A 19422-nucleotide genomic window follows, 5' to 3' on the forward strand; every position below is an offset into this window, starting at 1 on the left:
AGGGGTCAACGGAACAGCCAGAGTTCCGACAGGTACTTCCAGTTCACGAAGTAGTAGAGCACGAAGCAGGCGAAGAAGATGCCCACGAGGATGATCGTGCCCGGCAGTTTCAGCGTGCCGTGGCTGCCGTATTCCGCCACCGCCTCGCGGCTCTGGTCATGGAGCGGGAAGCGCATCTTCGCGCCCGGACCCTCGAGCTTCGGCCCGATCAGGATCGAGGCGACAACGACGAGGATGAACACCACCCCGCCGATCGCCGCGAGGATGGCGAAGATCCCGTTGAGCCCCATCATCAGATAGGCCGCGGCCGGATACTCGAACGCATGCGCCGCGTCGGTGAGCGAGATGTCCCAATGCCGCCGCGCCACGCCGAGCGTGCCCGCCCCCATCATGAAGAGCGAGATCCCGCCCGCGCCAATGCCGAAGAGGAACGGCTGCCATTTGGCCAGCGTCGGCCAGACGATGTCGCGCTGGAAGATCAGCGGCACCACGAGGTAGGTCATCGCCATGAAGGCGAGCGTCGTGCCGGCGACGACCGTGCCGTGGAAATGGCCCGGAACGTAGATCGTGTTGTGCATCAGCACGTTCAGCTGCTCGGTCCCGAGCACGACGCCCGAGATGCCACCGATGAAGCCGAACATCACGAGCGAAAGGAACATGCCGGAGAAGGCCGGGTTGCCCCAGGGCGCCTTGGTCAGCCATTCGAACGCGCCGCGGGTGAAGCCGTTGCGGCGCTGCGCCGCCTCGATCGCGCCGGGCACCGTCAGCCCGTGGATCATCGAGCCCATGACCGCGAGATACATCATGTAGGAGGTGTTCACGATCTTCCAGGTCGAGCTCATGCCCGGCTCGGCGAGGAGGTGATGCGCCGAGGCGAGCTGCAGGAACAGGATGTACATCAGGAACGCCGTGCGGCTGACCTTTTCCGACAGCGGCTTGGCGCCGAGCACCATCGCGCCGATCGCGTACCAGATCGCGACATGGGCCGAGACGTTGATCTGCTGGCTCGAATGGCCCATGCCCCACCAGACGACCTTGTACATCAGCGAGTCGATGTTGGAGATCAGCCCGAGCGACCAGAGCCAGGTCGGGATCAGGATCACCGCGCCCGAGGCGAGCGTGAAGACCGCGATGATCCCCGCCGTGATCGCCCCGAAGGTGACGAGTGGCACCGAACCGTCATAGGTGTTCTCGGCCTTCGCCACGACGAGCGTGCCGAAGAAGACCATCACCGAGACGAGTGCCCCCACAGCAAAGATGATCAGCGAGAGGTAGAACCAGTGCGAGGCCTGCATCGGCGGATACGAGGTGAACATCACCGAGGAATCGCCCCTCAGCACCGCGTAGTTCGCCATCACCGCGCCCGCGACCATCAAGAGGAAGCCGAGCCAGGCCAACCACGGCGTCGCAAGGCGGCTGCCGAGGATTACCGAGGAGGCGAAATAGAGCACCGCGATCTCGAAGAAGATGATCCAGAACAGGAGCACGTTCGCCCCGTGCCCGGTGAGCACGAGGTAGAACAGCTCCGCATCGAGAAGCTGAACTGCGGGCCAGCGCGTCAGCGCCACGAGAAGCCCCATCAGCCCGCCGAGCGCGAGGAACAGCACCGCCGCGACGGCGTTGACCTTGATCAGCGCCTCGGCGCTGGAATCGACCTTCAGTCCGGTGAAGCGGCAGACGCGATAGCGCGCCCCGGCGCCGGAGACGGGAGCCGCACCATGATCAATGCTTGTCATCGTCCTTCCTCCCTCACTCGACGACGCGGATGCGCCCGGTCATCGTGTGATGCCCGACGCCGCAGAATTCGTTGCAGACGATGCCGAAGTCGCCCGTTCCGGTCGGCGTCAGCGTCACGACATGCTCGTAGCCCGGATGGACCGAGATGTTGATGTTCGTGGGCTGCAGCGAGAAGCCGTGCTGCCAATCGGCCGAGGACAGGTGAATCCGGTAGCTCTCGCCCTTCTTCAGTTCGAGGATCGGCCAGAACTCCCAGAGCCGGGCGAGGATATAGGCGTCGCCGCCCACGGGCGGCCGCACCACCGGCACGCCGTTCTCCTCGAGCGGCTGGCCGTCGGCATCCTGCGCCTGGAACTCGGCGGCGAAGGCCTCGACCCTTTCCTGGTAGCGCTCGGGCTTGACCTTGTAGGTCTCGGTCGAGAGGTTCTGTTCGCCGATGAAATGCCAGGCGATCATGAAGAAGAACATGAACAGGCCCCAGAGGAAAGCGATGACGATCCAGCCGAGCTCGATTCCGTGGATCGGTTCCTTCCACCAGAGGCGGTTTGACGGGGGTGTGATGGCCATGGTTGCGCCCTTCCTACAGCGACAGGGTCACTCGAAGACCGGAATCGAGGCGATCTCCATGACGCCCCAGATCGTGTAGAGCACCGCCGGCACGGTGATCCCGAGGAAGAGCAGCAGGAACGGATTGTCGAGAACCTGCTGCATGAAGGGAACGCGCTCGGGCGGCCCTTCGCCACCTACCTTGCCCTTGTCGGCCTTTCGCTCGGTCATTCTGGCTCCTCCCGCTCTGTGCGAAAGGGGTATGTCTGCGATCGCGTGCCTCGGAGAGTTCCGAGGCTATGCCCCGATCTCATGCCCTTTCGCCACTTCGGCGCCCGTCATGCGGAATCTGCCCCGGCAACCGGGCCGTCGCGCCAGCTTTCCGCGCGGGGTCCGAGTGAGCGGCAGGCTTCGCCGGAAAGGCGCATCCTGAGATAGGATGCTCACACAAATGTGCCTTCCGCGGCTTGACTTATATCAAGGACCAAAAGGTTCGGACTCGGGACTATCTTCCGCCACTGGGGCTAGGGGATACGCGCCTGCGGCCAATATGGTCTGGAAACGCTCGGCCGTTCAGGGCTTGGACCGTGCCAGACGTTCGGGCTCAATGTACTGAAATTGCACGGCTTTCGACGCTCCGGCAGGACTTTCGAACAGACCGGCCACGCGCCGCCTGCATCCGTTGCCCGCGCCAACGCCTGCGGGCGGCGGCCTCATGACGGCCGCCGCTACCCTCGCGGTGCCAAGCGATTATCCGAGCCGGTAGTTCGGGCTCTCTCGCGTGATCTGCACGTCGTGGACATGGCTCTCCTTGAGCCCTGCCCCCGTGATCCGAACGAAACGGCAATTCTTGCGCATCTCGGCCACGGTGCGGTTGCCGGTGTAGCCCATCGCCGCGCGCAGGCCTCCGACGAGCTGGTGGACGACGGCGGCCGCGGACCCCTTGTAGGGCACCTGGCCTTCGATCCCCTCGGGCACGAGCTTGTCCGACGCCGCATCCTTCTGGAAGTAGCGGTCGGCCGAGCCGCGCGCCATCGCGCCGAGCGAACCCATGCCGCGATAGCTCTTGAAGCTGCGGCCCTGGTAGAGGATGACCTCACCGGGGCTCTCGTCGGTGCCGGCGATGGCCGAACCCACCATGGTGCAGGAGGCGCCCGCCGCGATCGCCTTGGCGAAATCGCCGGAATACTTGATGCCGCCGTCGGCGATCACCGGGATGTCCCCGGCCGCGCCGGCCGCATCCATGATCGCGGTGAGTTGCGGCACGCCGACGCCCGCGACGATCCGCGTCGTGCAGATCGAGCCCGGTCCGATCCCGACCTTGACCGCATCCGCCCCGGCAGCGATCAGCGCCCGGGTGGCTTCGGCGGTAGCGACGTTGCCCGCCACGACCTGGACCGCGTTCGACAGCGCCTTGATCCGCTCCACCGCCTTCGCGACGCCCTCGCTGTGGCCATGCGCGGTGTCGATCACCACCATGTCGACGCCCGCGTCGATCAGCGCCTGCGACCGTTCGAACCCGGCATCGCCCACCGTCGAGGCGGCGGCGACCCGCAAACGGCCGAGATCGTCCTTGCAGGCATGGGGATTGAGCACCGCCTTCTCGGTGTCCTTGAGCGTCAGGAGCCCGGTCAGCTTGCCCTGCCCGTCCGTGACCAGCAGCTTCTCGATCCGCCGCGCCTTCATCAGGCCCTTGGCCTCTTCGAGATCGGCGGGCTCGGTCAGCACCGCGAGGTTCTCGGCGGTCATCATCACCTTGACGGGGGTGTTGTCGTCCGAGGCGAAGCGCATGTCGCGGTTGGTCACGATGCCCACGACGCGGCCCGCGTCGTCGATCACCGGAAAGCCGGTCACCGAGTAACGCTCCTGCAGCATCTTCGCATCGGCCAGCGTCTGGTCGGGCTTGAGCGTGATCGGGTTGTAGACGACACCGCTTTCGAACCGCTTCACGCGGCTCACCTCGGCCGCCTGCTCCGCGATCCCGAGGTTGCGGTGAATGACGCCAATGCCGCCGGCCTGGGCCATCGCGATCGCCATCCGCGCCTCGGTCACGGTGTCCATCGCGGAGGACAGGAGCGGGATGTTCATGCGGATCGACTTGGTCACATGGGTCGAAGTGTCCGCATCGGAGGGCAGAACGCTCGACGCCGCCGGAACAAGAAGCACGTCATCGAAGGTGAGAGCCTCGCGAATCTCCATGGGGAACCTCGTAGGGGAGCTTTCGTTTGGCGCTCCCCTGTTTCATGCGGGGGGCCGGATGGCAAGCCCTAAATCCGCCGAGCCGGCATCGCGCGTGCTCAGGCCGTCGCCGCGTTGGTCTTGATGGCGAGCTGCCCGCGCGCCCAGAGCCGGAGCATCTGGAACGCGATCGCCGGCACGATGAGCGTTGCTGCGACGAGTAGCACGCCTCCCGGCACCCGCCAGAACCAGCCGACGGCCAGCCACAGGTTGGCGGTCGCCGCGAGCGGGAAGGTGAAGGCACCCCAGAGCGGGGAGAAACCCGCCTCGGTCAGCCAGAAGACCCGGGCAACGAACCATGCGAGCATGAGCGCCGCGATCCCGGCGCAGCCCAGCGATACGGCGTGAAGCTCCAGCGCCTCGGCCACCAGGCCCAGAAGCGCGACCGGCGCGAGATGGATCGACAGCAGCGGCCGGAGCGGCGAAGGCACCCCGTCCTTGACGATCTGCTCGAAGCTGACCGACCAGATCAGCGCCGCGATGAGCGCTGTGGCGAAGAAGAGCACGAGCGCCAGAACATAAAGCTCGAGCACCGTCGCGGCGAGCGCGCCGACGATGAACCCGACGAAGGTGAGATGCCAGACCGGGGTCACCCGGCGCTGCTCGGGCGGGCTCGTGAAAAATTGATGCACCAGCAGGGCGACTAGGATCCAGTGCAACCCGAACCCCGCCATCAGGACGCCGTAGGCCGCGCCGGCATGGTAGGGCGCGAACGTGATCGACAGGAGATACCAGCACAGGACCGCCGCGGCGACGCCGGCGCGGCCGGGCAGAATGCGCAGCTCCTCGACGATCACGCGCGGGCGCCGCGCGAGTTTGGCGCCGTAGCCGAAGAACGAGAACACGAAGAGTAGCGTCGTCGCGCCGAGGATCGCTTCCCCGACCCCGCCGGAAATCGCGAAGCTGTCCGCGGCCCGCCGCCAGCCGAGGCCGAGGCCAAAAAGCCCCATGATCGCCGGAAAGACTGCCGGAGGCATGCGCCGGAACAAGCCCGGCGGCGTCGGGGCCGGAGGTTTGAATGCCATGATCTGCCTCTGTCTTTTCTCTAAACCTGCCGTGCTGGACCGTAATTTGCGAGCGGAAAGCGCATAGAGCGCGTAATTTTCCTTTCAGGCGCGGCCTCGATGCCGCTTGTCGTCTATGCGATGCCGCTTGGCGCCTCTACTCTGGTCCCGCAAAGGGAGGTGACCATGAGCACGCATGGCTATGAGACCGGGCGGCTGAACCTGCCGTTCGTCGGAATCGCGACTTTCGGCAAGCGACCCCATGTCGCGGACTGGGAGGCGATCGACGCCGATGTCGCGATCCTCGGCGCGCCCTTCGATTTCGGCACCCAGTTCCGCGCGGGAGCACGCTTCGGCCCGCGCGCGGTGCGCGAGGCCTCGACGCTCTTTTCCTTCGGCCACGCCGGCGCCTACGATCACGAGGACGACGTGACCTATCTCGGCGCCGATGTCCGCATCGTCGACATCGGCGATGCCGACATCGTCCATACCGACACCGAGAGGAGCCACGCCAACATCGAGGCCGGGGTCCGCGCGATCCTCAAGGCCGGCGCGCTGCCAGTCGTGATCGGTGGCGACCACTCGGTCAACATTCCCTGCATCCGTGCATTCGACGGCCAGGGACCGATCCACATCCTGCAGATCGACGCCCATCTCGATTTCGTCGACGAACGCCACGGCGTGCGTCACGGCCACGGCAATCCGATGCGGCGGGCGGCCGAAAAGGACTATGTGACGGGGCTGACCCAGTTCGGCATTCGCAACGTTTCATCGACGGCGAAGGAAGGCTATGACGCGGCCCGCGCGATGGGAGCCGACATCCTCTCGGTGCGCCAGGTCCGCAAGCTCGGGCGCGACGGCGTTCTGGCGCGGATTCCCAAGGGCGCCCGGCTCTATGTCACAATCGACATCGACGGCTTCTGCCCCTCGATCGCACCGGGCACCGGCACGCCGTCGCATGGCGGTTTTCTCTATTACGAGGTGCTGGAGATCCTGCAGGGCGCGGCGCTGGCGCATGAGATCGTCGGTATCGACCTTGTCGAGGTCGCGCCCGACTACGATCCGACCGGCTCGACCGCGATCCTTGCCGCGCAACTGCTTCTGAACTTCCTCGGCTTTGTCTTCCATGCCCGCGGGCAGGCATGACGGGACTACCCGCGCCGGTCGCGGCCGCCCTCTGGATGATCGGCTCGATCACGGGATTCTGCATCCTCGCGGTCTCGGGGCGCGAGATCGCCCCCGCGCTCGACACGTTCGAGATGATGCTCTACCGCTCGCTGATCGGCGTCGCCGTGGTCGTGAGCGTGGCCGTCGCGACCGGCCGGGCCACAGAGATCACCACCCGCCGCCTCCATGTCCATGGGCTGCGCAATGTGCTCCACTTCGCCGGGCAGAACCTCTGGCTCTATGCGCTCGCGCTGATCCCGATGGCGCAGCTCTTCGCCTTAGAATTCTCCTACCCGATCCTCGTCGCGCTTGCCGCGCCGCTCCTTCTCGGCGAGCGACTGACGCCGGTGAAGCTCGCCGCCGCTCTGATCGGATTCGCCGGAATCCTGATCGTCGCCCGCCCCTTCGGCGGCGGCCTGTCAATCGGCCTGGTGGCGGCGCTGCTCTGCGCGGTCGGCTTCGCAGGCTCGGCCATCGTCACCAAACGGCTCACGCATGTAGCGTCGGTCACCTGCATCCTCTTCTGGCTTGCGGTGATGCAATCTGCGTTCGCGTTGATCTGCGCCGGCGCAGACGGTGCCATCGCCCTGCCCTCCCACGCGGTCCTGCCATGGTTACTGGCCATGGGCCTCGCCGGGCTCGGCGCGCATTTCAGCCTGACCAAGGCGCTCTCGCTCGCGCCCGCCTCCGTTGTGACCCCGATCGACTTCCTGCGCCTGCCGGTGATCGCCGTCATCGGCATGATCTTCTACGCCGAGCCGTTCGATTTCTGGGTTCTCGCCGGTGGCGCGATCATCCTCGCGGCGAACTGGCTGAACATACGTGCAAGGGGTGCAGCAGTGCCGTTACGTCACAAACTCAAGGTAGTTTGACAGGACGTGACGTCATTCATTGACGCCGCAAAGGCGCCGCCCGTACCGTCGCCGAACAATAAACATACACGTTAGGGATGAGGATCGATGGGACGTGTGATAATGGCGGCGGGCGCCTTTGCCATGGGTGCAACGTCAGCTGTGGCGGGGGGACTCGAACGCTCCCCGCAATCAGTGGCAATTCTCTTTGAGCAGGGCAATTACGCCGAGTTCTCGATCGGCGGCATCAATCCCGATGTCAGCGGCACCGTCGCCGGCGGCGCGCTGTCGAGCGGCGACATGACCACGGGCTACGGCACCTTCTCGTTCGGCTACAAGCACGCGCTGAACGACAAGGTCGATCTCGCGCTCATCATCGACCAGCCGGTCGGTGTGAACGTGAGTTATCCGATCAGCGCCGCGCCCTATCCGTTCGCGGGATCGACGGCCGATGTCGACTCGCTCGCGTTCACGGGCCTCATTCGCTACAAGCTGCCGCAGAACTTCTCGGTCCTTGGCGGCGTGCGGACCGAGACCGTCGACGGCGTGGTGGGGATCCCGCTCTTCTCCTACACGATGACGGCCGACGGCGACCGCCAGTGGGGCTATGTCCTCGGCGTGGCCTGGGAGAAGCCCGAGATCGCGGCCCGCGTCGCGCTGACCTACAATTCGGCGATGACCCATACGCTCTCGGCGAACGAAAACTTTTCGCCGGTGCCGACCGAGTTCGCGACCGAGATTCCGCAATCGGTGAACCTCGAGTTCCAGACCGGCATCGCGAAAGACACGCTTCTCTTCGGCTCGGTCCGGTGGGTCGAATGGTCGGTGTTCGATATCACGCCGCCCGCGTTCAACGCAGTCGTCGGCGGCTCGATCGCCAATATCGACGACGACACGGTCTCCTACACGCTCGGCCTCGGCCGGCGGTTCAACGAGACCTGGTCGGGCGCCGTCACGCTCGGCTACGAGCCTTCCACCGGCTCGCCGACCGGCAACCTCGGGCCGACCGACGGCTACCGCAGCATCGGGGTCGCGGCGACCTATACCCGTGGCAACATCAAGGTCACGGGCGGCCTTCGCTACGTCGACATCGGCGACGCCACCACCCGCGGCGTCAACGGGAACTTCACCGGCAACGAAGGCATCGGCGCCGGTCTGCGCATCGGCTACAGCTTCTGAAACCGGCGCTTGCGCCTGATTGACGGCCCCGCCTCCACCCGGCGGGGCCGTTTTCATTCACGCCTGCAATGTAGCGCCCACTCCGCCGGGGATGCAGATTTTTCGTGAAAATCCCGCCGCATGCAGTTAGGAGCGGGGACGACACGAGCAGGAAGGCGGCGATGATCTACGAGACGGCACAGGACTGGCGCGCAGCGGACCGCAAGCGCGTGTTGCTTTTCGGCATGTCGGGGCTGGGCAAGACCCATGTCTCGAACCTGCTCAGAGATAGCGGCGACTGGTTCCACTACTCCGTCGACTACCGGATCGGCACCCGCTACATGGGCGAGCACATCGCCGACAACTTCAAGCGCGAGGCGATGCGCGTGCCGCTCCTGCGCGAGCTCTTGATGACGGACAGCGTCCACATCACCTCGAACATCACCTTCAACAACCTGTCGCCACTCTCGACCTATCTCGGCAAGCCGGGCGACGCGGCCAAAGGCGGCCTGCCCTTCGCCGAATACATGCGCCGCCAGGACCAGCATCGCCGGGCCGAGATTTCGGCGCTGCTCGACACCCCCCATTTCATCGACCGCGCGCGGGAGCTTTACGGTTATTGCCACTTCGTCTGCGATTCCGGCGGCTCGATCTGCGAGGTGGTGGACCCCGACGACCGCTCCGATCCGGTGCTCACCGCGCTCTCCGGGGCCGCACTCATGGTCTGGATCAAGGGCTCGGAGGCGCATACCGAAGAGCTGATCCGCCGCTTCGACCGCGCCCCGAAGCCGATGTACTACCAGCCCGATTTCCTTCGCGCCGCCTGGTCCGATTACCTGGCCGAGACCGGCGTCGCCGAGGACAAGGTCGACCCCGATGCCTTCGTGCGCTGGACCTATGCCCGCGCGCTCGCCCATCGCCAGCCGATCTACGCGGCGATGGCGAAGAACTGGGGCGTGAGCGTCACCGCCGAGGAGGTGGCCACGGTCCGCACCCCCGCCGATTTCGAGTCCCTCGTCGCCCGCGCCCTTGAGGCGCGCGGCTGAACCGACTATCTCGGCCGTTCCACAGGAGATTTACGGATGCCCATCACCCTGCCCGCGACGCTCCCCGCCTTTGAGGTTCTCTCGAAGGAAGGCGTCATGGTGATGACGCCCGACCGCGCCGCGCATCAGGACATAAGGCCGATCAGGATCGGGCTCCTGAACCTCATGCCGAAGAAGATCCAGACCGAGAACCAGTTCGCCCGGCTGATCGGCGCGACGCCCTTGCAGATCGACTTCCAGCTCATTCGCATGAGCGAGCACCAGACGAAGAACACCGCCGCCGAGCACATGGAGGCCTTCTACCGCCCCTTCGAAGCGGTCAGGAACGAGAAGTTCGACGGGTTGATCATCACCGGCGCGCCGATCGAGCATCTGCCGTTCGAGGAGGTCACCTACTGGGACGAGCTCCGCGAGGTCTTCGACTGGACCCAGACCCACGTCCATTCCACCTTCGGCGTCTGCTGGGGCGGGATGGCGATGGCATACCATTTCCACGGCGTGAAGAAGCACATCCTCGACCACAAGGCCTTCGGCTGCTTCCGCCACCAGAACCGCGCCCCGGCCTCGCCCTATCTTCGCGGCTTCTCCGACGATTTCGTGATCCCGGTCAGCCGCTGGACCGAGATGCGCCAGGACGAGGTCGACCGGGCCGAAGGTCTGAAGACGCTTCTTGGCAGCGACGAGGTCGGGCCCTGCCTGATCGAGGACGTTTGCCACCGCGCGCTCTACATCTTCAACCACTTCGAATACGACTCCGGCACGCTGAAGGAGGAGTACGACCGCGACGTGGCCAACGGCACGCCGATCAACGTGCCGATGAACTACTACCCGGACGATAACCCGGCCCGGCAGCCCCTGAACCGCTGGCGCAGTCACGCGCATCTCCTCTACGGCAACTGGATCAACGAGATCTACCAGTCGACGCCGTTCGACCTCGCTGCAATCGGCGCCTGATCTGGCCGCCGTTGCGAAGGCTGCGGCAATGGCGATACTGGAAGCCGGAGAAGAGGAGGCCAGGTTGGGCAAGAAGACGCACGAAACGGCACAGGCGATCCCCTTCGTCGGCGACATCACCCGGTACCTCGAGACCGAGGCGCCGGTCGAGGTCCGCGAGGCGATCCGCACCGGTGACAAGGACGACATCCTGTCGGGCACCTATCCCTACGACCGCGAGATGAAGGGCAAGGATTATGCCCGGCAGATGGAGGCGCTGCAGGTGGAGCTCGTGAAGATGCTCCACGACTTGCGCAACACCGGCAAGCGGCTCTGCGTCCTCTTCGAGGGGCGCGACGCAGCCGGCAAGGGCGGCACGATCGAGCGGATGCGCGAGAACCTCAACCCGCGCTCGGCCTATATCGTCGCGCTGCCGAAGCCGACCGAGCGCGAGGCGAGCCAGTGGTATTTCCAGCGCTATGTAGACCGGTTGCCGGCGGCAGGCGAGATCGCGCTCTTCGACCGATCCTGGTACAACCGTGGCGTCGTGGAGCATGTCTTCGGCTTCTGCACGCCGGAGAGCCGCAAACTCTTCTTCCGGCAACTGCCGGAGTACGAGCAGATGCTGGTGGACGAGGGGATCGTGCTCGTGAAGCTCTGGCTCAATGTCGGCAGGGCCGAGCAGCTCCGGCGCTTCCTCAAGCGCGAAAAGGACCCGCTGAAGCAGTGGAAGCTTTCGTGGATCGACGTCGAGGGCCTGAAGAAGTGGGACGCCTATACCGCGGCGATCCGCGAGACGCTCGACCGCTCCCATACCAAACACGCGCCCTGGACCGTCATTCGCGCCGACGACAAGGCGCGGGCGCGGATCGCGGCGATTCAGACCGTGCTGAACCAGCTCGACTATGCCGGGCGCGACCGCAAGGCGATCGGCAAGGTCGATACGAAGATCTGTGGCGGGCCCGGCATCCTCGATGGCTAAGCAGGGCTACCACCACGGCGACCTCCGGCGGGCGTTGGTCGAGGCGGCATTGACGCTGATCGAGAAGCAGGGGCCGCAGGGCTTCACGCTCTCGGACGCGGCGAAGTCGGCGGGCGTGACCCCGGCCGCGGTCTACCGCCACTTCGCGGGCCGCGACGACCTCATCGCCGAATGCGCCCGCCAGGGGTTCGAGATCTTCGCCGACCTGATGGATCACGCCTACAACCAGGGCCGGCCAACCGCGCTCTCCGCCTTCGAGGCGACGGGGCGCGCCTATCTCGCCTTCGCGCGCAAATTCCCCGGTCATTACATGGCGATGTTCGAAAGCGGCATCTCGCTCAACGCCAATCCCGACCTCGCGCGGGCGGCCGAGCGCGCGCGGCTGGTGTTTTCCCGTGCCGCCGAGGCCTTGTCGCAGCATATCCCGGCCGACAAGCGCCCGCCCGCCTCGATGTTCTCGGCCCATATCTGGGCGATGAGCCACGGCGTCGTCGAGCTCTACACCCGCGGCGCGCCGGGCGCCCGCGCGCCCTTCCCGCCCGAGGAGCTGCTCGAGACCGGGATCGGCATCTACCTGCGCGGCCTCGGACTGGTGCCGCCCGACGAATGAGGCCTGCGATGTTTTGGCGCTTGCGCGCGCCCCGCGCGCCCGACTAGGCAAGCGCATGGACGTCACCGCCCCCCTTCCCGACTATTCGCACCGCGCACGCCGCAACGTCGTGGTGCTGATCCTCGCGCAGGCAATCCTCGGCGCGCAGATGCCGATGATCTTCACCGTGGGCGGCCTGGCCGGACAGATGCTCGCGCCCAATCCCTGCTGGGCGACGCTGCCGATCTCGATGATCGTGCTCGGCTCGATGCTGACCGCGACGCCGATGTCGGCACTGATGGCCCGGTTCGGGCGCCGGGTGGGGTTCTGGCTCGGCACGGCGGGCGGCGCTTCGGGGGCGGCGGTGGGGGCGCTCGGGCTTTTCTGGGGCTCGTTCCCGGTCTTCGTCCTCGGCGCGCTCCTGACCGGGATCTACATGTCGGCCCAGGGCTTCTACCGCTTCGCCGCCGCCGATACCGGGCCGGACTCGTTCCGGCCCAAGGCGATCTCCTGGGTGATGGCGGGCGGGCTCGCCTCGGCGCTGATCGGCCCGCAACTCGTCAAGGTCACGGCGGACGCGATGCCGGTGGCGTTCCTCGGCACCTATCTCGCGGCGATCGCCGTGAATCTCGCGGGCGCCGGGCTGTTTCTCTTCCTCGACATCCCACCGGTTCCGCAGCGCCGGGACGGCACGATCTCCGGGCGCAGCCGAGCAGCGTTGCTGCGCGATCCGACGATCCGGGTGGCGATCATCTGCGCCACGGTGAGCTACGCGCTGATGAATCTGGTGATGACCTCGACACCGCTCGCGGTGGTCGGCTGCGGATATGACAAGGGTACGGCCGCCGACATCGTCACGGCCCATGTGCTGGCGATGTTCGTGCCCTCGTTCTTCACCGGCCACCTGATCGCACGGTTCGGCACGTCGCGCATCATCGGGCTCGGCCTCGCGATCCTCGCCGGAGCCGGGGCGGTGGCGATGTCGGGCGTGGCGCTCGAGCAGTTCTTCGCGGCGCTCATCCTGCTGGGTTTCGGCTGGAACTTCGGTTTCATCGGGGCGACGACGCTCCTCACCTCGGCCATCGCGCCCGAGGAACGCGGCCGGATCCAGGGGATCAATGACCTCTTCGTCTTCGGTGGCGTGACCCTCGCTTCGCTCTCCTCGGGCACGCTGTTGAATTGCAGCGGTTCCGGCACTGTCGCCGGCTGGCAGGCGGTCAATCTCGCGATGCTGCCGTTCCTTGTCCTGGCCGGGGCGTCGCTGATCTGGCTGGTGATGCGGCCGACGGGGAGTTGAGCGCCGGGGGCGCTGCCCCCGGACCCCCGGGATACTTTGGAAAAGAAGAAGGGGAAACGGTCAGTACCTGCCGGTAAGGGCACAGGCGAGGAGTGCCCAGTTGCGGGAAAATACCGACAGCGCGAGGGTACCGGCGGCGATGCGCTGCGGTTCGCGTTCCGCAAGCGCGAGGAGCCGCGCGGCGTATGCGCCCGGCCAGAGCGCGGGACGCGCGGCGCGGGGGATGCCGGTCTTGCGGGCGCGCGCGATGCGCACGCGCCCCTCTGAGGCGAGTGTGGCAAGGGTCGTGGGCCGACCGTCGACGAACGGGATGCGGCCCCTTGCCTCGAGTTCGGGTGCGGCTCGGAAGTAGGCCGCAAGCCCCGCCCCCCAGGCGAAGTCGCGGATCGCCGTTTCGGAGGCCGGTGTCGCGCCGAGAACGCGGGCGGCGGCCCACATCAGGTTGCCGGCGGTCGCGTCGAGATAGGTATCGAAGGCGGCGCGATCCTCGAAGGGCTCGCGCCAGAAGTCCCAGCGCCGCGCCTCGGCGAGGCTTTGCAGGAGGATTCCGATCCCGGGATCGGTGGCGAGGAGCGGCGCCAGCGCCTCGGTCACCGGGTGGCCGCGCCGGTCCGCGCCCTCAGCCAGTTCGCCGATCGTGTCGATCCACCACTGCAGCCGCATCTCGGCAACCATCGGCTCGGAGGCGGCCCAGGGTGCCCGGGCGATCTCAAGGTTCACGGCGTAGAGCGGCCAGAGCCGGTCCCGCACCGCCACCGGCGCGGCCATGGTCGCGGCGAAGCGGTCGGGGTCGCCCGCCTCTACCAACTGGGCACAGGCCATGAGGCTCACGCCGCGACCGCCCCGTCGCGCACGAGCTTCCAGGTGATGGCGTCGAGAAGCGCCTCGAAGCTCGCATCGACGATGTTGGGGCTGACGCCCACCGTCGACCAGCGGTGCCCGGCGCCATCCTCGCTGTCAATGATGACGCGGGTGACCGCCTCGGTCCCGCCTTGAGTGATCCGGACCTTGAAGTCGACGAGCTTCATGTCGTCGATATGCGCCTGATAGGGCCCGAGATCCTTGGCGAGCGCCTTCGAAAGCGCGTTCACCGGCCCGCGATCGGCACCGGTCTCGTCCATCGATTCCGAGACCGAGAGCATCTTCTCGCCGCCGATCTTCACGACAACGACCGCCTCCGAGAGCGTCACCATCCGGTCGCGCTTGTTCTTCCGCCGCTCCACGGTCACGCGGTAGCGCTTGACCTCGAAATAGTCCGGCAGGAGCCCGAGTTCGCGCCGGGCGAGGAGCTCGAAGGAGGCCTGCGCGCCGTCATAGGCATAGCCCTGGTCCTCGCGCGCCTTGATCACCTCGAGGATGCGCGCAAGGGCGGGATCCTTCGGCGCGACCTCGATCCCGGCGGCGGCGAGGCGCGCGCGCAGGTTCGACTGGCCGGCCTGGTTCGACATCGGGATCACGCGTTCGTTGCCGACGAGCGCGGGATCGATGTGCTCGTAGGTCGCGGGGTCCTTGAGAATCGCCGAGGCGTGGAGCCCCGCCTTGTGGGCGAAGGCCGAGGCGCCGACATAGGCGGCGCTGCGCAAGGGCACCCGGTTCAGGATATCGTCGAGCATCCGGCTCGCGCGGGTGAGGTTCTTCAGCGCATCGCGCGTGACGCCGGTCTCGTAGCGGCTGGCGTAGGGCTCCTTCAGGAGCAGTGTCGGGATCAGCGCGGTGAGATTGGCATTGCCGCAGCGCTCGCCGAGACCGTTCAGCGTGCCCTGGATCTGCCGCGCCCCGGCATCGACCGCGGCAAGGCTGGCCGCGACCGCGTTCTCGGTGTCGTTATGGGTGTGGATGCCGAGCCGCTCGCCGGGGATGCCGGCGGCGATGCCCTCGGCGGTGATGCGGCCGACCTCGGCCGGCAGCGTGCCGCCATTGGTGTCGCAGAGCACGATCCAGCGGGCGCCGGCCTCGTGGGCCGCCCTCAGGCAATCGAGCGCGTAACCGGGATTGGCCTTGAAGCCGTCGAAGAAATGCTCGGCGTCGAAGAGCGTTTCGCGGCCTTGCGCGACGCAATGCGCGATCGAGGCGCCGATGCTGTCGAGGTTTTCCTCCAGCGTCACCCCGAGCGCGGTCGTGACGTGGAAATCATGGGTCTTGCCGACGAGGCAGACGGCGGGCGTGCCGGCGTTCAGAACCGCGGCGAGGACATCGTCATTCGCGGCCGACCGCCCTGCCCGCTTGGTCATGCCGAAGGCGGTGAAGGTGGCGCGGGTCGCGGGCCGGTTCTCGAAGAACTCGCTGTCGGTCGGGTTCGCGCCGGGCCAGCCGCCCTCGATATGGTCGATGCCCATCGCGTCGAGCGCCGCCGCGATCTGCACCTTCTCGGGCACCGAGAACTGCACGCCCTGGGTCTGCTGGCCATCGCGGAGCGTGGTGTCGTAGAGGTAGAGGCGTTCGCGGGTCATCTGAGCGCCTCTAGCTTTGCAGGGTCGAAGTCCGGCGCGAGCTCCCATTCGGCCCCCTGCGGCGTGTCCTTGACGATCACACCCGCCGCCGCAAACCCGTCGCGAAGCGCGTCGGCGCGCGCGAAATCCTTCGCCTTCCGGGCATTGGCACGCGCCGCGAGCAGTTCGTCGATCAGCGCAGCCGCATCGGCATTGGCCCCCCGAACCTCGGCCCAGCCCCCCATCGTCTCATCGAGGAGACCAAGCAGCGCCGCAGACGCCTTCAACCCCGCCGTGTCGCCAGCCCCGGCGAGCGCATGAAGCTCGGCAATCGCGCCCGCCGTGTTGAGGTCATCGGCGAGCGCGGCGATGACGGAGGGCGCGGGGCTCGGCGCGGGCTCGATGCCCGCGACGAGACCACGCCACTTCCTGAGCGTCGCCTCGGCCTGGCGCGCCTTCTCCTCGGTCCAGTCCATCGGCTTGGCGTAATGCGTGCCGAGATAGACGAAGCGGATCACCTCGCCGGGATGGCCCTGATCGAGAAGATCCCGCACCGTGAAGAAGTTGCCGAGCGATTTCGACATCTTCTTGCCCTCGACCTGCAGCATCTCGTTGTGCATCCAGACCTTCGCGAAACCGCCCTTCGGATGGGCGCACATCGACTGGGCGATCTCGTTCTCGTGGTGCGGGAACTGGAGGTCGATTCCGCCGCCGTGGATGTCGAAGGACTCGCCCAGAAGCTCCCGGCTCATCGCCGAGCACTCAATGTGCCAGCCGGGGCGGCCCCGGCCCCAGGTGCTGTCCCAGCCCGGCAGTTCGTCGCTCGACGGCTTCCAGAGCACGAAGTCCATCGGGTCTTCCTTGAACGGCGCAACCTCGACGCGGGCGCCCGCGATCATGTCGTCGACCGACCGGCCCGAGAGCTGGCCGTAGCCTTCATAGGACCGCACCCGGAAGAGCACATGGCCCTCCTTGGCATAGGCATGGCCCTTGCCGATCAGGTCCTCGATCATCGCGATCATCGCGCCGATCCACTCGGTCGCACGCGGCTCGCGGTCCGGCCTCAGCGCGCCGAGCGCGTCCATGTCGGCGTGGTACCAGCCGATGGTCTCGTCGGTGAGCGCGCGGATGATCGCCTCGAGCGGGCGCGTGTCGCCCGCCGCCTTCATCTCGGCCGCGCGCGCGTTGATCTTGTCGTCGACGTCGGTGAAGTTGCGGACATAGGTGACATGGTCGGCCCCGTAGACGTGGCGCAAAAGCCGGTAGAGCACGTCGAAGACGATCACTGGCCGGGCGTTGCCGATATGGGCGCGGTCATAGACCGTGGGCCCGCAGACATACATCCGCACTTTGGTCGGGTCGATGGGCTCGAAGACCTCTTTCCTGCGGGCCTTCGTATTGGTGAGACGGATCGTCGTCATGCCTTGTCCTCGCGCACGCATCCCGGCGGCGGGCTTAGCAGTCTATCGGTTCGATGAAAACAGAAGAACAGCCCGCCTGACGATGTCAGCCGGTAATGCAGATAATGCAGATGTTGCTGTTCGGTTTCATGGTCTTGTCATAACCGATCTTCTGTCGCAGGCCAAGCCTTCGTAGAGAGCAGTCCGGGGCCGGATGACCGGCCCCGGAGTGAATGCATGGGGTCAGCCGCCGAGGCGGTTGAAACTGCCGCGCGGGTCGGGGCCGATGCCGAGCCAGCCGGCGAAGACGCGCCGCAGATGCGCCGAGATCTGGCTCTTCTGGGTTTCGCCGCGGGCCCGCGCCGCGGCCATTTCTTGGCCGGACAGCGCCGGCAGCGCCGCTTCCACGGCCTCGGGTCCGGCAAGGACCTCGCCGCTTGCCGCGTCGACGGCCTGGATCGTGAAGTCGATGTTGTGAACACCCGCGGTCGAAAGCTGGGTCTCGGCCTCGAAAGTCAGGGCGTGGAACCGGGAAACCGTGATCTCGAGCCGCACCGGACGCGAGCCCTTGAGACCGGCGCCGCCGGCGCGCGCCGCGTCTCCGACGATCTTCGCGACCTGCGCATGCCGGTCACCGGCCGGATCCTCGCGCCAGACGATGTCGGCATTGGGAAACAGCGTCTTGGCCTCGGAGACCTTGAGGCTGTCGGGAACCGACACTGCGACATCGGCGAGCCGCCATGTCGCGGCGGTCGCCGCCGGGACGGGCTCGGAATAATTGGTCCGGAAGGTCGAGCCGCAGCCTGCAAGCGCGAACGCGCAAAGGGCGACGGCAACCGCCGGAAGATGCCGCATGAAACTCATGATGTACTCCTCAAATGGTCCGGGCGAACGAATCGCCCATCGGTTTGCGTCTTACTTGCCGCGATTTGTGGCAACATTGGGTGAATTGTCGGCCGAACGGTAGCAATCGCCAGAAATTGGCGCTGTCGATCCGGAAGCGATGAAACGAGGCAACACTTGCCGTTACGTCACGCTTCGAGCGCGGGACGATTGAGCGCTGTCCCGTCTTCGAGGCTTGATCGGCAGCCGGGGACTGCAATGATGCACCCGACGACGTTTCGCGTCGGGGAGATGCAGATGCCGCCATTCCGCGCCGCCCTGACGGGGCTCCTCTGGCTTTGCCTCGGGCTGCCGTCCGCTGCGGAGCCTTACCCGGCTTTCGACGACCCGTTCGTCACCGATCACGCCGGCATCATCGACGCCTCGACGATTGCGGACTGGCAACGCGATCTAGGCACGCTTCGGACCGAAACCGGGGTAGAGATGACCGTGCTGACGATCCGCTCTCGCGCGGATTACGATCCCGCACCCTCGCTCGAGGCATTCGCGACCGGGCTCTTCAACGCCTGGGGAGTCGGCGCTGCCGAACGCAACGACGGGATCCTCTTCCTCGTCGTGACGGCCGACCGCGAGATGCGGATCGAACTGGGTGCGGGATACCATCAGGGTTACGACGTCACGGCGCAGGACATCGTCAGCCGCTGGATGGTTCCTGCCTTCCGTGACGGGCGCTACGCGGAGGGTGTCGCCGCCGGCGTGCGCGAGACAATGAACCGGATCGCCCGCCGTCATGCCGAACGCATGCTCCCCGAGGCGTTGCCGGACACCGGGCGTGGCATGTTTGGCCGGAACGCAGGCTGGCTCGCCGTGGCCTTCGTCGCCGCCGTCGCGGCCGTCATTGGATTTCGCCACAGGATTGCCGGGGCGTATGCGGGACTGCGCCGCTGCCCGCGCTGCGGCGCGAGGGGATTGCGGCGCCACCGGTCGGTCCTTGCAGAACCGACGACCGATCGGCCCGGCGCCGGGCGGCTGATCACGCGATGCCGCAGTTGCGATTTCAGAGAAGAGCGTGCCTACCGTATCGCGCCAAGACGCAAGCGTCGCGCCAAAGGCGGTGGCGACGGATTCGGTGGAGGTCGCTCATCCGGCGGAGGGGCGAGCGGCCGCTGGTAGGAAGTGGCGGGGGGCTATCCGCCCCCCGC

Annotated in this window: 17 protein-coding genes and 1 pseudogene; 9 read left to right on the forward strand and 9 right to left on the reverse strand. The window is 66.7% G+C overall.

Annotated features, from left to right (window positions below):
• Nucleotides 1-5: 5 nt before the first annotated feature.
• From OM960_RS06180 to OM960_RS06200, 5 genes are all read right to left on the reverse strand, one after another.
• Entirely contained in the window at nt 6-1736 is a 1731-nt protein-coding gene (locus tag OM960_RS06180; protein ID WP_264771383.1) for a cbb3-type cytochrome c oxidase subunit I, read from the reverse strand.
• 13 nt (nt 1737-1749) lie between these two features.
• A complete protein-coding gene (locus OM960_RS06185; RefSeq protein ID WP_263332985.1) occupies nt 1750-2304 on the reverse strand; it encodes a cupredoxin domain-containing protein in 555 nt (184 codons plus the stop codon).
• A gap of 27 nt (nt 2305-2331) precedes the next feature.
• Nucleotides 2332-2514, reverse strand: a complete 183-nt coding sequence (locus OM960_RS06190; protein ID WP_263332987.1) for a hypothetical protein — start codon at nt 2512-2514, stop codon at nt 2332-2334.
• Between the two features lie 519 nt (nt 2515-3033).
• On the reverse strand, nt 3034-4482 hold the full coding sequence (guaB, locus tag OM960_RS06195) for an IMP dehydrogenase (RefSeq protein WP_263332988.1): 1449 nt from the start codon (nt 4480-4482) through the stop codon (nt 3034-3036).
• Nucleotides 4483-4580: 98 nt separating this feature from the next.
• Entirely contained in the window at nt 4581-5546 is a 966-nt protein-coding gene (locus OM960_RS06200; protein ID WP_263332990.1) for a TDT family transporter, read from the reverse strand.
• 165 nt (nt 5547-5711) lie between these two features.
• Between OM960_RS06200 and speB the strand changes: the two genes are divergently transcribed.
• The 8 genes from speB (at nt 5712) to OM960_RS06240 (ending at nt 13548) form a co-directional block, all read left to right on the forward strand.
• Nucleotides 5712-6671, forward strand: coding sequence for an agmatinase (gene speB, locus OM960_RS06205; protein WP_264771384.1), 960 nt, complete (start codon nt 5712-5714; stop codon nt 6669-6671).
• A complete protein-coding gene (locus tag OM960_RS06210; protein ID WP_263332992.1) occupies nt 6668-7564 on the forward strand; it encodes a DMT family transporter in 897 nt (298 codons plus the stop codon). Before speB ends, OM960_RS06210 begins: the two co-directional genes overlap by 4 nt.
• A gap of 174 nt (nt 7565-7738) precedes the next feature.
• Complete coding sequence (locus tag OM960_RS06215) at nt 7739-8722, forward strand: outer membrane protein transport protein (protein ID WP_264771385.1); 984 nt, start codon at nt 7739-7741, stop codon at nt 8720-8722.
• A 161-nt stretch (nt 8723-8883) separates the two neighbouring features.
• The gene (locus OM960_RS06220) at nt 8884-9747 is read left to right on the forward strand and encodes an ATPase (protein ID WP_264771386.1); all 864 of its coding nucleotides are present in this window, start codon (nt 8884-8886) and stop codon (nt 9745-9747) included.
• Between the two features lie 36 nt (nt 9748-9783).
• Entirely contained in the window at nt 9784-10701 is a 918-nt protein-coding gene (metA, locus tag OM960_RS06225) for a homoserine O-acetyltransferase MetA (RefSeq protein ID WP_263332998.1), read from the forward strand.
• 28 nt (nt 10702-10729) lie between these two features.
• The gene (ppk2, locus tag OM960_RS06230; RefSeq protein WP_264771387.1) at nt 10730-11662 is read left to right on the forward strand and encodes a polyphosphate kinase 2; all 933 of its coding nucleotides are present in this window, start codon (nt 10730-10732) and stop codon (nt 11660-11662) included.
• Nucleotides 11655-12272 carry a TetR/AcrR family transcriptional regulator gene (locus OM960_RS06235; RefSeq protein WP_263333001.1) on the forward strand — a complete coding sequence of 206 codons (618 nt, stop codon included), beginning with the start codon at nt 11655-11657 and terminating at the stop codon, nt 12270-12272. Before ppk2 ends, OM960_RS06235 begins: the two co-directional genes overlap by 8 nt.
• 55 nt (nt 12273-12327) lie before the next feature.
• The gene (locus tag OM960_RS06240; RefSeq protein ID WP_263333003.1) at nt 12328-13548 is read left to right on the forward strand and encodes an MFS transporter; all 1221 of its coding nucleotides are present in this window, start codon (nt 12328-12330) and stop codon (nt 13546-13548) included.
• A 60-nt stretch (nt 13549-13608) separates the two neighbouring features.
• On the opposite strand, the gene OM960_RS06245 is transcribed toward OM960_RS06240, so the two are convergent.
• The 4 genes from OM960_RS06245 to OM960_RS06260 all read right to left on the reverse strand — a co-directional run bounded on the left by OM960_RS06245 (nt 13609) and on the right by OM960_RS06260 (nt 18241).
• Nucleotides 13609-14379 (reverse strand): squalene/phytoene synthase family protein, encoded by a 771-nt coding sequence (locus OM960_RS06245; protein ID WP_264771388.1) that lies wholly within the window; start codon nt 14377-14379, stop codon nt 13609-13611.
• Nucleotides 14376-15998, reverse strand: a complete 1623-nt coding sequence (cimA, locus tag OM960_RS06250) for a citramalate synthase (protein ID WP_264771389.1) — start codon at nt 15996-15998, stop codon at nt 14376-14378. The genes OM960_RS06245 and cimA overlap by 4 nt, the downstream gene beginning before the upstream one ends.
• Nucleotides 15995-17398 (reverse strand): cysteine--tRNA ligase, encoded by a 1404-nt coding sequence (gene cysS, locus OM960_RS06255; protein ID WP_264771390.1) that lies wholly within the window; start codon nt 17396-17398, stop codon nt 15995-15997. Before cysS ends, cimA begins: the two co-directional genes overlap by 4 nt.
• Nucleotides 17399-17620: 222 nt before the next feature.
• Nucleotides 17621-18241, reverse strand: a complete 621-nt coding sequence (locus OM960_RS06260) for a DUF6778 family protein (RefSeq protein WP_264771391.1) — start codon at nt 18239-18241, stop codon at nt 17621-17623.
• A gap of 432 nt (nt 18242-18673) precedes the next feature.
• Between OM960_RS06260 and OM960_RS06265 the strand changes: the two are divergent.
• Nucleotides 18674-19393, forward strand: a pseudogene (locus tag OM960_RS06265) (TPM domain-containing protein); the annotation flags it as partial.
• Nucleotides 19394-19422: the final 29 nt, after the last annotated feature.

The organism is Defluviimonas salinarum (assembly GCF_026013545.1).
GTDB classification, from domain to species: Bacteria; Pseudomonadota; Alphaproteobacteria; order Rhodobacterales; family Rhodobacteraceae; genus Albidovulum; species Albidovulum salinarum.